Here is a 17,475-nt window from a genome sequence, read left to right as displayed (position 1 = left end):
AGTTTTATCGGGTTAATTTACGCATCATGTAACCATTCAGCAAATTCTGTTATTCCCTGGCCAATGCATCGTGCGCCGGGATGCAGTATCTTGCGATACCTAACCGATTTATCCGCTTTTCCAATGCCCAATCTCCTACTCGTCGAAGATGATGCCAACCTGGGAATGCTTCTTCAGGAATATCTGACCGATAAAGGCTTTCCTACCGACCTTGCTACTGATGGGCAGAAGGGCTGGCAGCATTTTGTCGATAAGGCGTACGATCTGTGCATTTTCGACGTGATGATGCCTAAAAAAGACGGATTTTCGCTCGCCAAAGAGGTCAGGATGAGTGGACGAGATGTCCCTATCATTTTTTTAACGGCAAAATCGATGAAGGAAGACACCATGCAGGGCTTCCGCGTCGGCGCCGATGATTATGTGACGAAACCTTTCGATCGCGAAGAACTTCTAATGCGCATTCAGGCCATTCTGAGGCGCTACAACCGCCAGGCCGACCAGCCGGAAGACACCAAAGTATTCCGCATCGGACAATACACCTTCGATTACGACCACCAACATTTAGCGATCGGCGACAATTCGGCGCGGCTTACGAGCAAGGAGTCGGAGCTGCTCAGATTATTTTGCCAGAACCTCAACCAGCCCATTAGCCGCAGTTTCGCGCTCAAAACCATCTGGGGCGACGATTCCTACTTCAATGCGCGCAGCATGGATGTGTACATTACCAAACTCCGCAAATACCTCCGCGAAGACCCTGCGATCCAGATCATGAATTTGCATGGAGAAGGTTTCAAGTTGATGGTCGGTTAGGAAGGCGAATGGAGGCCTGGGAGAATGGGAGGAAAAAGGGGCTGTTTGGGAAACTCTGCGTTTCTTTGTGTCGTTTTCTTTTTAATGTTCCATTGCTTTAAGTAAAAGCCGACGGCGAAAGCCGGTCGCCGACTGCCATATCATGATCCAATTATCCCGTCGCCCGCGACGCAATAGAAAATCTGCCGGTGTGAGAGACCTCGTGCAGGAAACCAATCTGCAGGTATCCGATTTCATTTTCCCGATGTTCGTCGTGGACGGCACCCGGCAGAAATCGGAGGTAAAATCGATGCCCGGCATTTACCGCTACTCGGTGGATAACCTGCTCGAAGAGCTCAAAGAGGTGACCGACCTGGGTATCAAAGCCATCGATCTTTTTCCTAATTATCCCGAAAGCAAAAAGGACCGTTTCGCGTCGGAAAGCTACCACGAGGACACTTTTTACCTGAAAGCCATTACGGCCGTGAAGGAGAAATTCCCCGAGCTCGTGATCATGACCGACGTGGCAATGGACCCGTACAGCTCCGACGGCCACGACGGCCTTGTCGAAAACGGCAAGATCCTCAACGACGCAACCCTCGAAATCCTTGGCAATATGTCATTGGCGCAGGCCAAAGCCGGTGCCGACATTCTCGGCCCGAGCGATATGATGGACGGCCGCGTCGGCTACATCCGCCGGCACCTCGATACCCACGGCTTCACCGATGTAAGCATTATGTCCTACTCGGCCAAATACGCCAGCGCATTCTACGGCCCGTTCCGCGATGCATTGGAATCGGCACCGAAGTTTGGCGATAAGAAGACCTACCAAATGAACCCCGCCAACAAGCGCGAGGCATTGCTCGAAGCGCAGCTCGATTTCGAGGAAGGTGCGGACATGCTGATGGTGAAACCGGCCTTGTCGTACCTGGACATTATCCGTCTGCTCGACGAGAATTTCGACATTCCTATTGCCGCCTACAATGTGTCCGGCGAATATGCGATGGTGAAAGCGGCCGCGCAAAACGGCTGGCTCGACGGCGAGCGCGCCATGATGGAAGTGCTCACGAGCATACGCCGCGCCGGTGCCAAATGCATTCTGACCTATTTCGCGAAAGAAGCGGCCGTATTATTGAATAAACGGTAGCGATTTCCCATTATCACCGCCTTTAAATGTGAAGATGTCTGGCTAACTTACGTCTTCACATTTTCTTTTGGAATCATTTACAAACAGTCATGAAACTACCATTACTACTGTTGCCGCTCGGTTTGGCCCTCACCTTTCCCGCCGACGCGCAGAAAAAGACAGCTGCATTACCCGAATTTCAGATTAAAAAGTCGGAAACCGAGGCGCATATCCGCTTTCTCGCGGGCGATGAGCTTATGGGCCGGCGCACGGGCGAGCAGGGCAACTTTGTGGCGGCACGCTACATTGCCGAGCAATTCCGCAAACTGGGCGTGGTACCTGTTCCCGGCAACACCGAAACCGGTACATCGAGCTACTTTCAGCGTGTTCCGTTCGAAAAAATGGGCGCTAATGGCACGGGAGAGATCGCCGCTGACGCCGAAATCATGAAAAGCGGCACCGACTGGATCTTAATGGCCGGAGACGCCGTGGATTTGAAGGCGCCGCTTGTATATGCCAGTTACGGGCTGGAAAATGCGGCCAAAAGCTGGGACGATTACAAAGGGCTAGACGTGAAAGGCAAGATCGTCTTACTGGAAAGCGGTTCACCCGAAACCCAGACGCCTTCGGAAATATTCGCTGCTTCGGCAGAGAAACGCAAAACAGCGATGGATAAGGGCGCGATTGCCGTAATTGAGCTTTTCAATGCGCCTGTGCCGTGGAATGTCGTGAGTAAGTTTTTTTCCGGAGAAAAAATTTCACTGGCCGAGGGCGGTGATGCCAAATCGATCCCGCATGCCTGGGTGAATGGCAAGGAAGCCAAATATGCCCGTGCATTGCGCGCCGTGAAAGAGGTTACTTTCAGAACTTCGGGGAGAATGGCGAAACCGATTTACAGCTACAATGTGGCGGGCTACATTCCCGGTACCGATCCGAAATTGAAAGAAGAATATGTACTCCTTTCCGCGCATTACGACCACGTGGGCGTGGGCAAGCAGGGCGGACAGACCTACACCCCCGAAGACAGTATTTTCAACGGCGCCCGCGACAATGCATTTGGTACGACCGCATTGCTGACCGCCGCCGAAGCATTGGCCAAAAACCCGCCGAAACGCTCGATCGTGATCGTGGCGCTTACCGGTGAGGAAGTGGGCCTGCTGGGCAGCAAATACTACGCCGCTCACCCGATTCTGCCTTTGAACAAATGCATTTTCAATATGAATTCCGATGGCGCGGGCTATAATGATACCACCATCGTGTCGGTGATGGGCCTCGACCGCACGGGCGCTCGGGCGGAGATCGAGACGGCTTGCAAAGCATTCGGCCTCGGTGTATTCGCCGATCCGTCGCCGGAGCAGGGGCTATTCGACCGTTCGGATAATGTGAGCTTTGCCAAAGAAGGCGTCCCCGCGCCGACGTTCACACCCGGTTTCAAGGAATTCAATGGGGATATCATGAAAAACTACCACCAGGTGACCGACAATCCCGAGACGATCGATTTCAACTACCTGTTAAAATTCAGCCAGGCTTATACTTACGCCACACGTCTCATCGCCGACCGCAAAACCGCCCCGCAATGGAGCGCCGGCGACAAATACGAGCCTGCCGCAAAGAAGTTATACGGCAAGTAATGCTTTTGAATTTCACAAAAAAATGCCTCCGAAGTGATTGGGAGGCATTTTTGTTATTTGGAATTATAAAATCGCAAAAGTCCGGCAACCTGCGTTTCATCCTTGAAATCGAGGTTGTGCTCTTTGGCATATTGTTCCACCTCGGCCTTTTTGTCGGCCATGAGCGGGAGTAGGCTTTTTTTACTTAAACTCACCTTTTCCACACCCGCACCAGTGAACAGGTAATAGTCCGATGTGAGGCGCACGATCGTGTTTTTCTCTCCCGTGCCGAATCCGGGATTATAGTTAGGCTTGGTAATTTTGGGCTTGTAAGCCTTCACCAGCGTGACTTTCCCCGAAGCGAGCACAGCACCGAAGCCTTTCAGCTCGCCTTTCGGATCGCGTTCGGCCAGGTTAACGTATTCCACCATTCCGAAGCCGCTGTTGCTTTTGAAGCTTTTCAACTGGTTGCCGCGGATTACCCGGATGTCTTTCTTCACCGGATCGGCCAGTACTTCGAGCTCGTCGTTCAGTACATTATAACGAATGTCGATGCCCGCAATGCTGTCCGATTCCAGGCCGCCGATCTGCGCCACGGGTTTGGCCAGTTTCACATCGCCTTTCCGCCAGAGCGAATCGATGTAAAAGTCGCCGATGACACCGGTCTGCGCAGTCGGTGAGGTCCAGAAAACGCCCGATCTCGGCGCATTCAATCCCGTCCCGGTATTAATTCCGACCTTGGTACCCTCGCTTATCTGTGCGAAGGAGCCGAGCGGCAACCCTGCCGCCAGGCCCATCATGCATAAAATCCTTTTCAATATCATTTCGCTCCCGGAGGACAGTTCTTTTTCAGGTAATCGGTAAAGAGCGACTGCAAGTGCCGCGATGTGCCCGCGCCTTCCGAAATGCTGTGCGAGCGGTTGGGATAAGGCATAAACTGGAATACCTTATTCGCCTTGATCAGCTCGTTGACAAGCATTTCGGCATTCTGGTAATGCACATTGTCGTCGCCGGTACCGTGAATGTAGAGCAGGTTACCGCGCAGGTTTTTGGCATAGGTAATGGGCGATCCCTTTACGAAATCCTCACGGTTTTCCTGTGGAATGCCCATGTAACGTTCCTGGTAAATATTGTCGTAGGTAAGCTGGTTGGCCACGGCTGCCACCGCGATACCTGTTTTGAAATGCTGCGGATATTGGAACAACAGGTTCAGCGTAGACGAACCGCCCCCGCTCCAACCATGCACGGCGACGCGGCTGGTATCGATGAATGCGAATTGTTTGAACATCGCCGTAGCAGCGCCATCCATGTCCTTGATATTAATGCGGCCAATATTGCGGTAAATCGCCTTGCGCCATTTGGCACCTTTGGGCGACGGTGTGCCGCGGTTGTCCATCGAAGCGTAAATGTAGCCGTCGTCGGCCATGCTGCCGGCGTACAAACGGTTGCGGCCGGTTCCCCAAACGTCCTTCACGGTGCTTCCCGCCGCTTCGCCGTAAACCATGAATACGATCGGGTATTTTTTTGTTGCGTCGAAATTCGTCGGTTTTACCATCCACGCGTCCATTTCCACGCCTTCCTCGGTTTTAACTTTGAAGAATTCGATGTTCGTATTCGCCGAATTGATCTTGCTTTTCGACTGCGCAATGGAGTTCGCCGGGTCTATCGCCGCGTGTTTAGGCAATGAAATCCATTCTACGAGCGGGGAAGTTTTAGCATTCGAAAACTGATGTCTTCCAAATTTGGCCAGCGGCGAAATGTCGTAGCTGTGCGTTCCCGCCTGGTCCGCGGGCGTCATGCGCACGGGCGTGCCTTTTCCGTCGAGCGTGGTTTTGTACAAGTAGCTTTGCGTGGCATTATCCGGCGAGGCCATGAAGTAATAGGCATTGTTCTTCTCGTCGATGCGCACCGGGCTGATCATATCAAAGTTTCCGGCGGTAATAAGCGTTTCCTTCTTGCCGTCGCGGCTTACGCGGTAGGTGTGGCGCCAGCCGTCTTTTTCACTTACCCACAAAAATTCCTTTCCGCCATTGATCCAGTCCCAACCCACGGGGTCGTTGTCCCAGCGGCTCTTGATATCGATCCATGCTTCGTCCTTTTCATTGTAAAAAGGCTTCGCGCTGCCGTCGGTCGTATTAATGTAAAACAATGTGCTCTCGTTCTGCTTGCGGTTAAGCTGCTGGATCACGAGCTCGTTGGGCATCCCCGACCATTCCATGCGCGGCACATAGGTGTTCTGCGGGTCGCCGGGAATATTCATCCATTTGGTTTGCGCCGAAGCAATATCCACCACGCCGATTTTATACGGCGAGGGCGTTTCACCTACTTTGGGATATTCCACCGGCACATTGAATGAGTAAATGGAATCCGTCGTATTGATCATCAGGAAGTTGCGGATCTTGCGGGCGTCTAGCTGCCAGTAGGCGATGGATTTGCTGTCGTCGCTCCACCGGAAACCGTCGCGGCAGTCGAATTCCTCTTCATAGGCCCAATCGAATGTGCCGTTGATCACGCGGTCGGTACCGTCGGTGGTAAGCTGCTTCACGGCATGGCCGGCCAGGTCTTCCACGTACACATTATGGTTGCTCACATAGGCGACGTGCTTGCCGTCGGGCGAGAATTTCGCAAACATCAGCGACGATTCGGGCAGGTTTTTTCCGAGCTGTTTCAACGTTTTAGCCGTGATGTCATACACCCAGTAATCACCGCGGGTATCGTACCGCCAAACGCGTTTTGAATTGGTATAAACTAGTACCTTGTCGCCCGCCTTACTGATGGCATAGCTTCTGATCGTGAGCGGCTTGCCTCCCTGCGGTGTCAGCTGTGCTTCCGAAACGATGACTTTTTCCTGGTTACCGGGCAGTGTTACTTCCACAATCTGGCTATCGCCGGCGTCGCGGAAACCGCTGCCATCGGGGAGCCACTGAAATGTGTCGGGAATTTGCGCAAAGAGCTGAAAGGATAAGAGTGTTAATGAAAGTGTCCTGAATATTCGCTTCATGTGAGCTTTTAAAAATTAGTACGACAACTATATGAATGCAATTTTAACATTTTAATTAATCTTTTACACCCTCGTCGCCGCTTCCCTTTGATTTTGAGCGCCTTTGTTTTTTCAATGCTTCGCTCAGCAAAAACTCGATCTGCCCGTTCAAACTGCGAAAATCCTGCTGTGCCCAGGTTTCGAGTTCCCGCAGCATATCAGGATTGATCCGCAAAACAAATGCTTTTTTCTCCGCCATATCAAGGATACAAAGTACCGGCGTTCAGGATTGGGGTCGCCGCTTTCTCACCGCATAAAACTACCAGCAAATTACTCACCATCGCTGCCTTGCGCTCCTCGTCGAGCTCGACGATCTGCTTCTCCGACAGCATGGCCAGGGCCATATCCACCATTCCCACTGCGCCATTCACGATCTGCCGGCGCGCCGCCACCACCGCCGAAGCCTGCTGGCGCTGCAGCATGGCGCCCGCGATCTCCGGCGCATAGGCAAGGTGGCTGATCCGCGCTTCCAGCACGTCGATACCGGCCCGGCTCAGACGCTCGGTGAGCTCGGCTTCGAGCATTTCATTGATCTTCCCGCTACCGTCGCGCAATGTCACTTCCTGCGTGCCTACCTCCTCGTCTTCCATTGAATCGTAAGCGTAAATGCCCGCTAAATGCCGGACCGCCGCTTCCGACTGGATTTCCACATATTTTACATAATCATCCACCTCAAACGACGCCTTGGCCGTATCGCCGACGCGCCACACCACGACAGCCGCGATTTCGATCGGATTACCGAGCTTGTCGTTCACTTTCAGTTTCTGGCCGTTCAGGTTACGGGCGCGGAGGCTGATTTTCTTCCTGCGGAAAAGCGGGTTCACCCAGCGCAGGCCGTTTTGCTTCATCGTACCCATATAATCGCCGAAAAACGTTGTTACCACGGCCTCGTTCGGGTTAATCACCGTCAACCCGATAAGAACGATAAACCCGGCCGCGCTGATCAGCCCGCCGGTGATCGGGTTACCGCCCGAGACGATACTCACAAAGCCGCCGAAAAGCAGCAACAGGCCAATCACAAACAGCAGATAGCCAGACATGGAGCGTAATTCCTTTTCGATCATAGTTGGTTCAGTTTGATATTAAATTGATATCACAATATTATCAAAACCGCCTCAACTTCCTAGTGGATTTGGGATAAAAAATTCCCGGGGCCTGTAATCGGCGCCGGGAATGGATGAGTGGTATAAATACGTAAGTCAGACCATGTTATCGGATGAACCGCACTTCGGTACGGGATTCGAGCTGAAAATTGATGGGCACATTGTATTTAACCCTGACCTTCTGCCCGCGCTGCACGCCCGGCTCCCAGCTTCCGCTCATGAGCTTCACCACGCGCAGCGCCTCTTCGTCCAGCCCATAGCCGACCCTTCGTTCGACCTTGTAATCGCATACCGAGCCATCCTCGCACACAACGAACGAGAGCATCACGCGCCCGGAAGCGCCCCGGCGTGCGGCATCGGGCGGATAGCGCATATTCGATGCCAGAAATTTATAAAACTCCTTGATCCCTCCTTTGAATTCCGGGTTGACCTGTGGTTTGGTATAGGCTGTTTTCTCACCGTTTAGCCACGAGACGCCGCTTTTGAATTGACCCAAATCATATATTTCCTCATAATACTGTGTGCTGTCGGCCAGCTTGCCGGTCCATTTGCCGTCTTTCACGCCATTCACGACCTTACCTTCTTCCAGAAGCCATTTGCCATACGGCGTTTCGGTTACGCCGCGCCAGTAACCGTCGCCGTTGCTTACATACTGAGCACCATCCGGCCCCCATGCATTCATCAGGAACGGGTCGCCTTTGACACCCATTTGATTAACGGGGAAATCGCGGTGCGCCCGGATTTGCCCGTTCGGGTCCCAGTACACATCCGTCACCATCGAATCGCCGATGATTTGCTGGCGGCGCACCATGCCTTTGAGGTCGTAATCCTTAATGAGCGATTCTTTTCCGTCTACCCCGTACTCGACGTACGAAAGCAGGCGGCCGTCGGGCTGGAATGTGGCCTCGGTGGCGTGACTGGCCTCATTGTAATCCCTTGCGGAAATGCGGTAGGCGGTGATGGAATCGGATTCGGGGTTCACGAAACGCGATTTGTAGCGAATCGGCGTCCGGGCAAACTTCGCTTCGCCCAGCTTCTTCCATTTTTTGCCTTTGGCTTCCTCATAGGCTACATTTCCGGCCACAAATCCCATGCTGTCGACGGGCAGGAGCCGGCGGTATTTGGCCGTTGCCGAATCGACGGCGACGAACCGGTCATCGAAATAATCAATAAACACGCGGTTGAGCGAATCATAGCCGGGGCCTGTGCTGGCTTTGAAGGTGACGGGCATAAAGACCGTCTGGCGTACCCGTTCGCCCGCGAGCGTTGCCGGTTTCCAGGCGCGGTACATTTTGAATACCCGCACGGCCTCCGCGTTGCAGAGCGTGTCGATGCCCCGCGTTACCTCGACCTGGTCGATGCTGCCATCCGGCTGCACGACGCCTTTGAGGTAAACCCGGCCGTTTACACCCTTTGCGGCGCTTTTTAGCGGAATACGGAGATTGGAAGCGACAAACTGGTTCAACGCGACCAGCCCTCCGGCAGGTTCGGCCTGTTTCTCAACTTCATGCGGCAAATACACTTTCTGCGCGAACGCAGGGGCACTGAAAAGCAATACCAGGGTGAGTAGTTTTTTCATGAAAGCTGATGAGTTACGTAACAGTAAAAATGGTTACTTTCTTTTAAAGAAACTCATAGTTACTCGGCAAATATTTCAAAAATGGCTTGTAGAACTAATTTCTACCCAAAAGTTAACCTACTGATAACCTGCGAATAATATGCAGGTAATATTAAATGAGAAAATTTGTATCATGGGAGATACAACTCACTTTCGGACTATCATCATTTCGGACGTCCACCTCGGAGCAGGGGGATCGAAGGCGGAAGAAGTCACCAATTTTCTGAAAAGCTACACCTGCAAAAAGCTGATCCTGAATGGCGACATTATCGACGCGTGGCAACTGAAAAAATACGGTGTGTGGAAACGCAAACACACCTTATTCTTCAAACGCGTGCTGAAAATGATCGAGGAAAATAAGACGAAAGTGATTTACATCCGCGGAAATCACGACGATTTCCTCGACCAGATCATCCCACTCCGTCTCGGCAAGCATTTTCAAATCCGGAAGGATTATATCCTTACCTCGGGAGCGCAGCGGTTTTACGTCACCCACGGCGACGTTTTCGACTCCATTACCACGCATTTGAAATGGCTCGCCTACCTGGGCGACATTGGTTATACGTTCCTGCTCTGGGTCAATAAATTTTATAACAAGTACCGTGCGTGGCGCGGCCTCTCCTATTACTCTTTGTCGCAACGCGTGAAGCAATCGGTGAAAATGGCCGTCAACTACATGACCGACTTCGAGGAAAAACTGACCGAACTCGCCCGCTCGCGCGACTGCGACGGTGTGATCTGCGGCCACATTCACCATCCGGCCATCCGCGAGATCGACGGCATCAAATACATGAATTCCGGCGACTGGGTGGAAACGCTGAGCGCATTGGTAGAGGATTTCGACGGCAACTGGAGCCTGCTGTATTACGATCAGCAGACGATTACCGAAAAGCCTGTAAAAAAAACAAGCACCAAAAAAGTCGTTGAGAACTTCCCCGGCATTGAAAAGCAAGTGGCATTCACTGGTTTTTTAACGGGACGGAATCAGCACTACTTATAGCTATGAGAATCCTTTTTCTTGTTCAGGGAGAGGGCCGGGGGCATCTGACGCAAGCCATTTCGCTCGGCCAGATCCTGCGCGGTGCAGGGCACAAGGTGGTGGGCGCGATGGTAGGAACGTCGCCTGGCCGGAATATCCCTTCATTTTTTCAGGAGCAGATTTTCGCGCCGGTACATCATTTTGCCGCGCCTAATATCATTTACAAAGCACATGGCGGCGGTATGAACGTCGGCCGCACGATCGCCACGCACCTGGCGCATTTACCCAAATACCTCAAAAGCCTGCATAGCATTCACCAGACCGTGAAGCAGATCAACCCCGATCTGATCATCAGCTTTTATGACACATACGGCGGGCTTTATAACCTGATTTACCGCTCCAACATACCGATGGTGTGCATTGCGCACCAGTATCTGCTGCTGCATCCGAAGTTTATTTTCCCGGAAAAAAGCCGGGTTAACCAATTTCTGATCAACCTCAATTCACGGTCCACGTCCTGGATGTCGGCTAAGCGGCTTGCATTATCGTTCCGCGAAATGCATTCGGCGCAAAAGATGAATATTACCGTTGTACCACCGCTGCTGCGCAAGGAAGTAACACGCCTTATACCGCAAAAAGGCTCGTTTATCCTCGTGTACATGACGCATCACAGCCTGAGCAAACAGGTGATCGACTGGCACTTGAAACACCCGGACGTGCAGCTGCATTGCTTCTGGGACAACGCGGAGGCTTCGGAAGAATTTGTTTTCGACAATACGCTGACATTCCACCAGATCAACAGCGAAAAGTACCTCCGCATGCTCGCAACCTGCCGGGCGTTAGTTACGACGGCTGGTTTCGAATCGGTATGTGAGGCGATGTACCTGGGCAAGCCCGTGATGATGGTGCCTGTGCCCAACCATTTCGAACAGGAATGCAATGCGATCGACGGCGTGATCTCAGGCGCTGGGGTAATGTCCAGGTCTTTCGACCTATCCGTGATTTTCGATTATCTACCGAAACATATCGACCAGTCGGAGAAGTTCAGGAACTGGTACCTGCGCGGGCAGGAAATGTTTGTGCGGGAAGTTGCGGATTTCGAAAAATCCATTGAAATCAGGCGGAAAATGCAGTCGGAGATCTGACATTTCCCGCCCGGCGATTCATTTTTGCTTCTTGAAAACCAATTGTTCGGGACTCTGCCCGAACCGGATGACCAGCTTGTCTTTCACCACCGAATAGTTACCCAACGCCGCCGAATCGGACGGGAACCACGCTTTACGGCTCCATTCGGGCTCACCGACCTTGCTTCCACCGAAGCCATTCACTTTAATCGTACAGCCCGCACCGAGCGTATAACTGCCCATGACGGTGTTCACAAAAGTGTGGCCTGTAATGCTGCCTTCCCTCTGATCGTCGTCAAAAGTGTAGATCACGCTCTTTCCCTCGACATTCGGATCGGGATCGCTGGTGCCGGTCGATATATTCTGAAATTGTTCCAGCTTCCAGGTGCCGTCCAGCGATGCATTTTCCGTGCAGGGAGGCGGCACGCAGCAATCGACCTCGCGGCCGCATTCGAATGCGGTGGAAAGAAAAAACAGGCCTAACGCGGCGGCAGAAATAACTTTTTTCATGGCTAACTGATTAAAAACTGATCCCTAATCTCAACGCGAGCCGGTTATAAACCCTGTCTTCATACCGTTCCCGCTGGTCCCACAGCGGCGTTTTGGTCACGTGCGCTTCCTGTCTTTTATAGGTTAGAGAAATCGTAAATGCGGCAGCACCGGGCTTCCCTACCTTCATTCCGATGCCCGGATTGAGCATCAGTCCGCCGTCGGTGTCGAAGCCCTCGGAGTCGTCGTGGAACCAGGTGAATGCATAACCTGCATCGACCGAGCCGTACAATTGCACATTTTTACGGCCGCACAGGTCGTACCGCAAACCTGCCGCTATCGGGTTCAGCAACGCGGCTTTGTACCAATCCATTCCCAATGTGACGCCGGCCGATAGCCTTCGGTTGAGCTGAATGCCGTTGAATGTCTGCACCGTAAGGCTGGTTTTACTGTCCACAATTTGCTCGTTATTGGAATACGGGTTTTGAAATTTCACCCGCCCGAACAACCCGCCAAACTCTGTGTGATTGACGAATTTCATTTTGTTGGCCGTCTGCGCATTTGCAGTTCCCGCAACAAGAATGAGTATCAGTATGACGATCCCTTTCATATCAAATCGCTTTTCCAACCGGAATTTTGCTCAGCAATCTTAAATCTTTCGGGTTCGAGGCGTCATATTGGTAGAAACCGTCGTCGCCAATGAGCAGCAATGTTTTGCCGAGCGAAATCACATCATAGGCGTGCATATCCTTGAAATGTGCCAGCTGGTGTTTATCCACAGAAAACTTGTCGGATACATCGAATACCTTCAAGCCATGCTCGCCTTCGCACAGGAACAAATTCGGAAAGTCGATGCTCAGGCCGTGCGGGTTTTCCATCTGATAGCTTTTGATCAGCTGCGGAGACGACGGATTGCTCACATCCACAAGATCAAGCTGGTTTTGTCCGCCCCCGCATGCGGTACCCGTACGCAGGGTCACATACGCAATGTCCCCGCTCACGACCACCGGATCACACGCGCGGCCGTGCTGGAATGTGGAAAGCTGCTTGGGTTCGGCGGGATTGGTATTGTCGTAGATGAACATGCCCGTCGACGAGCCTATGAACAGCTTATTGTCATATGGAAAGATCGTTTCAATTCCCCACCCGAGGTTTACCGTCGCGAAATCGACCGGCTGCGCCGCTTTTGAGATATTGAAAAGGTGCAGCTGGTTCTGACCGACAGCATATAAAAAGTTACGGTCCAATGCGAAACGCGCCATGGAACCCGCCTGGCCGCTGGTCCCGCCCGACGATTGCGGCGAGGCAGAAGAAGAGTTGCTCAGAAACGCGCGGTCGGCGAATACGAGCATGCCGCCCCACCACCAGTTAGGCGATATATTATCCTCGCAGTTTACGGTTACCGTTTCCTCGACCCATTCCACGCTCTGGTCGTTAATGGCACCTACCGTCTCATTCAATGCCCAGCTACCGCCATCGAAAAGGCCGGTTTTGAATACATTTTTCACCCTGCCCACCTCTTTCGGAGCTGCGGGGTCGGTGATGTCGATGGATACGAGGTCCGAGAAGCTGTCGGCATAAAGAATATTATCTCGAACCGCGATATCGCCATTACCGGGGATATTGATAAACGTGACGAATTTGGGGCTGGCGGGATTACCATTGTCGATGATATGAATGCCTTTTTTAATTTCATTCACATATAAATACTTCCCCTTTACATACATCTTTCCCGGTTGTTGGAGCGTGCGCGGCGATTCGGCTTTTACCATCGTCCGCAATTCCATCAGGGAATGCGTTACATTGCTGAAACGGCGTACAACGCGCGTCTCTTTGCATTGATCGTTACACGACCAGCACAGCCATGCCACGACACACAATAGTAGAAGTTTAGGATTCATAGGACAGGTTTTAGAGGCTAGTAAAAATGATATTATTACTTCGGTAAGTGCATGACAACCTTTTTTTGCAATTAGTTGGAATACAAAACAAAATCGTCCGAAAGCAATGCCTTCGGACGATAACGCACCCCGAAAATACCGGCGGACCGGTATTTTTTATCTTTGATATTTTTAATAGCCTTTCGGCCCTATTTCGATTCCGGATTATTTATCCTTCCCATAAAAAGAATGGTATTGGAAGTACTTTCACTGATCACTAGTCCGAACGGGCGGTCGCAAATATAACTCGGTGGCTCAGGTCCTGCCGACGTGGCTACAATGCCGATCGAAGTGACTGCCGCTGCTTCCGTACCTTGCTCATCAATGCCCAGGTAAGCATCCTGCTTCACAAAATCGACCATAAGCCTGCCCGATTTATTGATTTTCCCAAGTTCCGCGCCGGATTTGAACACCCTATCGATGCCCATTCCCTGCAATGTCGTTTTCAATTGCGCCGAATAATCGAGCGTGAACTTCGGCAATCCTACCGTTACACCCTGCTCGACCATTCTTCCGGTCAGCTGCGTCCAACTCTCGCCGGTGATTTCGTTCAGCACCTGGTTAATATTCGCCTGTCCTCTCGGAATAAGCAATGTCATAGTAAACTGGCCATTCGCATAAGGGAGCTGCACGGCTGCGTAATTGTTTCCGCCGCCCACCTTGAAATCGGATGAAGCGTACATCATTTTCACCGTTTTGCTCTGCCCGTTTGCCAGCTGGAATGGCGTGTCTTTTGTTTTATTGGCATCGAATTTCGTTTTCCAGTCTCCTTTGAAATACAATGCATTCAAAAGGAACATGACGTGATCGGGCTGGATCTGATCGATTACTTGTTTGATCTTCCCGTTCGTCTTATCACTGGCCCATTTGTTAATGCGTTCTTTCGCGGCATTGTCAAATGGCAAACTTGTCACTTCCGATTCAAACGAATCTTTTAATGTGTATTGAAATTCATTTTCAACGGTAAAATCATTCCGGTACCAAACCGAATTGGCTAATCCCAAACTTACTTTCGAATCGGCGACGGGCAAGTCTTGAATCAATGTTTTATAGGCCGCATTCAATTCGGATAATGCAATGGCGTCCATTTTCAATGTCTTTTGAATTTCGGCGGCCGTTTCATTTTCGGCGCCATTCAAAAGCATTCCCAAAGCCATATGCAGGCTTAGCGGCGAAACGAACAAGTTTTCGCTGGTGGGCTGTGTTTTCTGTAATGCATGAATGAAATCAAATGCGAACGACGTAGTTCCGGTCGAAACGGCAGCCGGTATGACCACCGGGTTCACCTCGTTGTTTGAATTAACGCCGTCATCGGAACAGCCGAGTAACGTGGCCGCCGCGAGCATCGTGACAGTGATCGATTTCATTAAAATTTTCATGGCTAACAGATGCAAGAACTTTTTACTTCTCCACAATCAACCCACAAATCGAAGATTCAAACCAACCGGTAATGGTTGGAAACTTTTTTCAATATTCTCAAAAAGAATAGCGAACCGACCACGAAACGCCGTACAAATACGGGTGCGAATCCAGGCTCTGATTGGATTTAAAACCGGACGAAACCGCTCGTTGATAAGAACCTGTCAGATTGGCGCCCCAGTTTGCAGAAAGTTTATAATTCAATCGCAAACCGGTCGTAGCCGCCCAGTTCATGCCGCGGTAAATCTCGTCGCTGGCGGTGGTCCGGATAATGTCGCCCGACGCGGATTCCAGTTCATTGGCCAAAAAGAAATTCGCCATCATCCCGCCGAGCACCGAGTAGCTGAACTTCTTCTCCGGGTTCAATGTAAAACCCGCCTGAACCGGCAATTGCAGATACTGGTAATTGTTGCTCACTTTTTTAGCCACATCGATATACAATGCGCCATTGTCGAAATTGGCTGATTTATCGCTGTTCGCTGCTGCGGCTGGCATCCCGGCCAGTGCATTTTCAAGTACATTGGCCGCCATGCTGTTGTAGGCATTCAGCATATAACCGCCGCCTTCGTAAGCCGAATTTCCACGGAGGTAGCTCACGCCCGTTTCCACCGACCAGTGCTTCGAAAGCCGCACGCCACCCTGCGTTTGCACGGCATAGGACGCCCGCGCCTGGCTGGAACCGGTTACGGCACGTTTCTGGCTCACCGATTGGGCTGAAAACGCCATCGGGGCTTCTTTTAACTGTACATCCGGATTAAACGACGCTGGCATAATGCCTACGCCCGCATAGTATTCCTTAGGTTTCGAAACCTTTACAGGCTCTTCATTACGCACTTCGGGACGGAAGAAGACAATGCGTTTCTGCATGTAAACGTCCAGGTTGCTGTATGGCAACGAAGCCAGTAGCTGCGCGGAAATCGGCTGATTTTCATCCGCTGCTGCATTGCTAGTCCCGGCAATTTTGGAAGATGCGATTTCCGCCGGCAATGTAGTTGGAACGCCTGTTTCTGCAATCAAACTATTCGACGTGCCTTTTGCAGCCGCATTTTGAGGAACGGTAGCTGTTGCAACGGTGGCAGGTTCCGCAGCTGGTTCGTGAACTTTGCCCAGTACATTTTCCGGTTTCCGGGCAGCAGCATTGCCGCTACGCCGAGCAGCAATCGCGGTATTGTCATCAGCCGGCCTGGCCGTTTCTGGTTTGTTCAATCCTGGCGCAGCGGTTTCGACAGGTGCAGCTTTACCCGCAGGGACAGCTGGCTTTTCAACCGGCTTTGTGCTCACAGCCACTTGTACGCCGGTTTTTTCGATACCCGAATACCACAGCCCGCCACCGACGAGCATCAATGCTACGATCGACGCAGCGGCATACCACATTTTCGGCGATTGCCACCAGAGCGGGATCACCTTCTCCTCATCCTTGTCCAGGCGCGCTTCTATACCCGCCCACACCGACGGCGGGGGCGTCTCAGAAGCCTCCTGCAAGGCCTTCCTCCACTGATCTTCAAAACTGTTTATGTTGGACGGATCCATCATCAAATCTTTTTTCTTTGTTCAATTTTTGTTGAAGTAAACTCCTCGCCCGCGAGTACTGCGATTTGGAAGTCCCTTCGGAGATACCCAGCATCTGGGCAATCTCATTGTGTTGATAACCTTCAATTGCATACAAATTGAAGATCGTCTGACACCCCGGCGGAAGTTCCTGGATCATTCCCTGCAACTGCTGCATCTGGAAATTCCCCAGCGTAAACTCCCGGTCGGCCACACCATTGTGGTGTATATCGATATCATCCAGCTCTTTCAGATACTTCTGCTGCCGCAAATGGTTCAGCGCGGTATTTACTACCACAGACCTGAGCCAGTATTCCAGCGGGCTGTCCGCCCTGAATGAATCAATGTTTTCGTAAATTTTGATGAAGGCATCCTGCAACACGTCCTCCGCGTCGGCGCGGTTCTTCGTGTAGCGCAGGCATATAGCGAACAACTTACCCCCATAAACATCATATAGCTGTTTCTGGGCGATCCGGTTGCGCTGCTTGCAGCCTTTCACCAATTCCTGTTCGTTAAACGTCATCCGAAGGTTAGGGGTGCTTCGTTCGGTTTGTAAATAAATTCAGCACCTCTACCCATAAGATAGCCGATTACTGTTGCGTTATGATCCGGCCTCCTTTTTTCAGGCCGTCGTAAGTGAGTTGACACGCTCATAATCAAAATGGTTGGAACACTTTGAAAAACTATTGC

The 17,475-nt window shown here is 51.7% G+C and carries 16 protein-coding genes; 5 read left to right on the top strand and 11 right to left on the bottom strand.

Annotated elements, in window-relative coordinates:
* Nucleotides 1-123 precede the first annotated feature (123 nt).
* The 3 genes from H144_RS0124280 to H144_RS0124270 all read left to right on the top strand — a co-directional run bounded on the left by H144_RS0124280 (nucleotide 124) and on the right by H144_RS0124270 (nucleotide 3,546).
* Entirely contained in the window at nucleotides 124-810 is a 687-nt protein-coding gene (locus H144_RS0124280; protein WP_019944709.1) for a response regulator transcription factor, read from the top strand.
* Nucleotides 811-952: 142 nt separating this feature from the next.
* Entirely contained in the window at nucleotides 953-1,936 is a 984-nt protein-coding gene (hemB, locus tag H144_RS0124275) for a porphobilinogen synthase (RefSeq protein WP_188982642.1), read from the top strand.
* Nucleotides 1,937-2,025: 89 nt separating this feature from the next.
* Nucleotides 2,026-3,546, top strand: coding sequence for a M28 family peptidase (locus tag H144_RS0124270; protein ID WP_026350958.1), 1,521 nt, complete (start codon nucleotides 2,026-2,028; stop codon nucleotides 3,544-3,546).
* 53 nt (nucleotides 3,547-3,599) lie between these two features.
* Here H144_RS0124270 and H144_RS0124265 read toward each other — a convergent pair whose 3' ends face one another.
* The 5 genes from H144_RS0124265 to H144_RS0124245 all read right to left on the bottom strand — a co-directional run bounded on the left by H144_RS0124265 (nucleotide 3,600) and on the right by H144_RS0124245 (nucleotide 9,247).
* A complete protein-coding gene (locus H144_RS0124265; RefSeq protein ID WP_229207982.1) occupies nucleotides 3,600-4,349 on the bottom strand; it encodes a hypothetical protein in 750 nt (249 codons plus the stop codon).
* The gene (locus H144_RS0124260) at nucleotides 4,346-6,526 is read right to left on the bottom strand and encodes a S9 family peptidase (RefSeq protein WP_019944705.1); all 2,181 of its coding nucleotides are present in this window, start codon (nucleotides 6,524-6,526) and stop codon (nucleotides 4,346-4,348) included. The genes H144_RS0124265 and H144_RS0124260 overlap by 4 nt, the downstream gene beginning before the upstream one ends.
* A 55-nt stretch (nucleotides 6,527-6,581) precedes the next feature.
* Nucleotides 6,582-6,764, bottom strand: a complete 183-nt coding sequence (locus H144_RS0124255) for a type II toxin-antitoxin system antitoxin (RefSeq protein ID WP_019944704.1) — start codon at nucleotides 6,762-6,764, stop codon at nucleotides 6,582-6,584.
* 1 nt (nucleotide 6,765) lies between these two features.
* On the bottom strand, nucleotides 6,766-7,629 hold the full coding sequence (locus H144_RS0124250) for an SPFH domain-containing protein (protein ID WP_019944703.1): 864 nt from the start codon (nucleotides 7,627-7,629) through the stop codon (nucleotides 6,766-6,768).
* A gap of 145 nt (nucleotides 7,630-7,774) precedes the next feature.
* On the bottom strand, nucleotides 7,775-9,247 hold the full coding sequence (locus H144_RS0124245; protein WP_019944702.1) for an energy transducer TonB: 1,473 nt from the start codon (nucleotides 9,245-9,247) through the stop codon (nucleotides 7,775-7,777).
* A 172-nt stretch (nucleotides 9,248-9,419) separates the two neighbouring features.
* On the opposite strand from H144_RS0124245, the gene H144_RS0124235 reads away from it, so the two are divergent.
* Both H144_RS0124235 and H144_RS0124230 read left to right on the top strand, forming a co-directional pair.
* A complete protein-coding gene (locus H144_RS0124235) occupies nucleotides 9,420-10,286 on the top strand; it encodes a UDP-2,3-diacylglucosamine diphosphatase (RefSeq protein ID WP_019944700.1) in 867 nt (288 codons plus the stop codon).
* A gap of 2 nt (nucleotides 10,287-10,288) precedes the next feature.
* Nucleotides 10,289-11,410: a glycosyltransferase family protein gene (locus H144_RS0124230; protein ID WP_019944699.1), complete on the top strand. Its 1,122-nt coding sequence runs from the start codon at nucleotides 10,289-10,291 to the stop codon at nucleotides 11,408-11,410.
* 18 nt (nucleotides 11,411-11,428) lie between these two features.
* Here H144_RS0124230 and H144_RS0124225 read toward each other — a convergent pair whose 3' ends face one another.
* The 6 genes from H144_RS0124225 to H144_RS0124200 all read right to left on the bottom strand — a co-directional run bounded on the left by H144_RS0124225 (nucleotide 11,429) and on the right by H144_RS0124200 (nucleotide 17,308).
* Nucleotides 11,429-11,899: an META domain-containing protein gene (locus H144_RS0124225; protein ID WP_019944698.1), complete on the bottom strand. Its 471-nt coding sequence runs from the start codon at nucleotides 11,897-11,899 to the stop codon at nucleotides 11,429-11,431.
* A 10-nt stretch (nucleotides 11,900-11,909) separates the two neighbouring features.
* Complete coding sequence (locus tag H144_RS0124220) at nucleotides 11,910-12,488, bottom strand: hypothetical protein (RefSeq protein ID WP_019944697.1); 579 nt, start codon at nucleotides 12,486-12,488, stop codon at nucleotides 11,910-11,912.
* A 1-nt stretch (nucleotide 12,489) separates the two neighbouring features.
* Nucleotides 12,490-13,779, bottom strand: a complete 1,290-nt coding sequence (locus H144_RS0124215) for an LVIVD repeat-containing protein (protein ID WP_026350957.1) — start codon at nucleotides 13,777-13,779, stop codon at nucleotides 12,490-12,492.
* A gap of 188 nt (nucleotides 13,780-13,967) precedes the next feature.
* A complete protein-coding gene (locus tag H144_RS0124210) occupies nucleotides 13,968-15,185 on the bottom strand; it encodes a serpin family protein (protein ID WP_157505115.1) in 1,218 nt (405 codons plus the stop codon).
* A gap of 109 nt (nucleotides 15,186-15,294) precedes the next feature.
* Entirely contained in the window at nucleotides 15,295-16,770 is a 1,476-nt protein-coding gene (locus tag H144_RS0124205; protein WP_229207981.1) for an outer membrane beta-barrel protein, read from the bottom strand.
* On the bottom strand, nucleotides 16,739-17,308 hold the full coding sequence (locus tag H144_RS0124200; protein WP_019944693.1) for an RNA polymerase sigma factor: 570 nt from the start codon (nucleotides 17,306-17,308) through the stop codon (nucleotides 16,739-16,741). The genes H144_RS0124205 and H144_RS0124200 overlap by 32 nt, the downstream gene beginning before the upstream one ends.
* Nucleotides 17,309-17,475: the final 167 nt, after the last annotated feature.

Origin of the sequence: Dyadobacter beijingensis DSM 21582 (genome assembly GCF_000382205.1) — a bacterium.
Classification (GTDB): Bacteria; Bacteroidota; Bacteroidia; order Cytophagales; family Spirosomataceae; genus Dyadobacter; species Dyadobacter beijingensis.
Note: the sequence above shows the minus strand (reverse complement) of the source record. Positions and strands in the feature narration are given on the sequence as shown.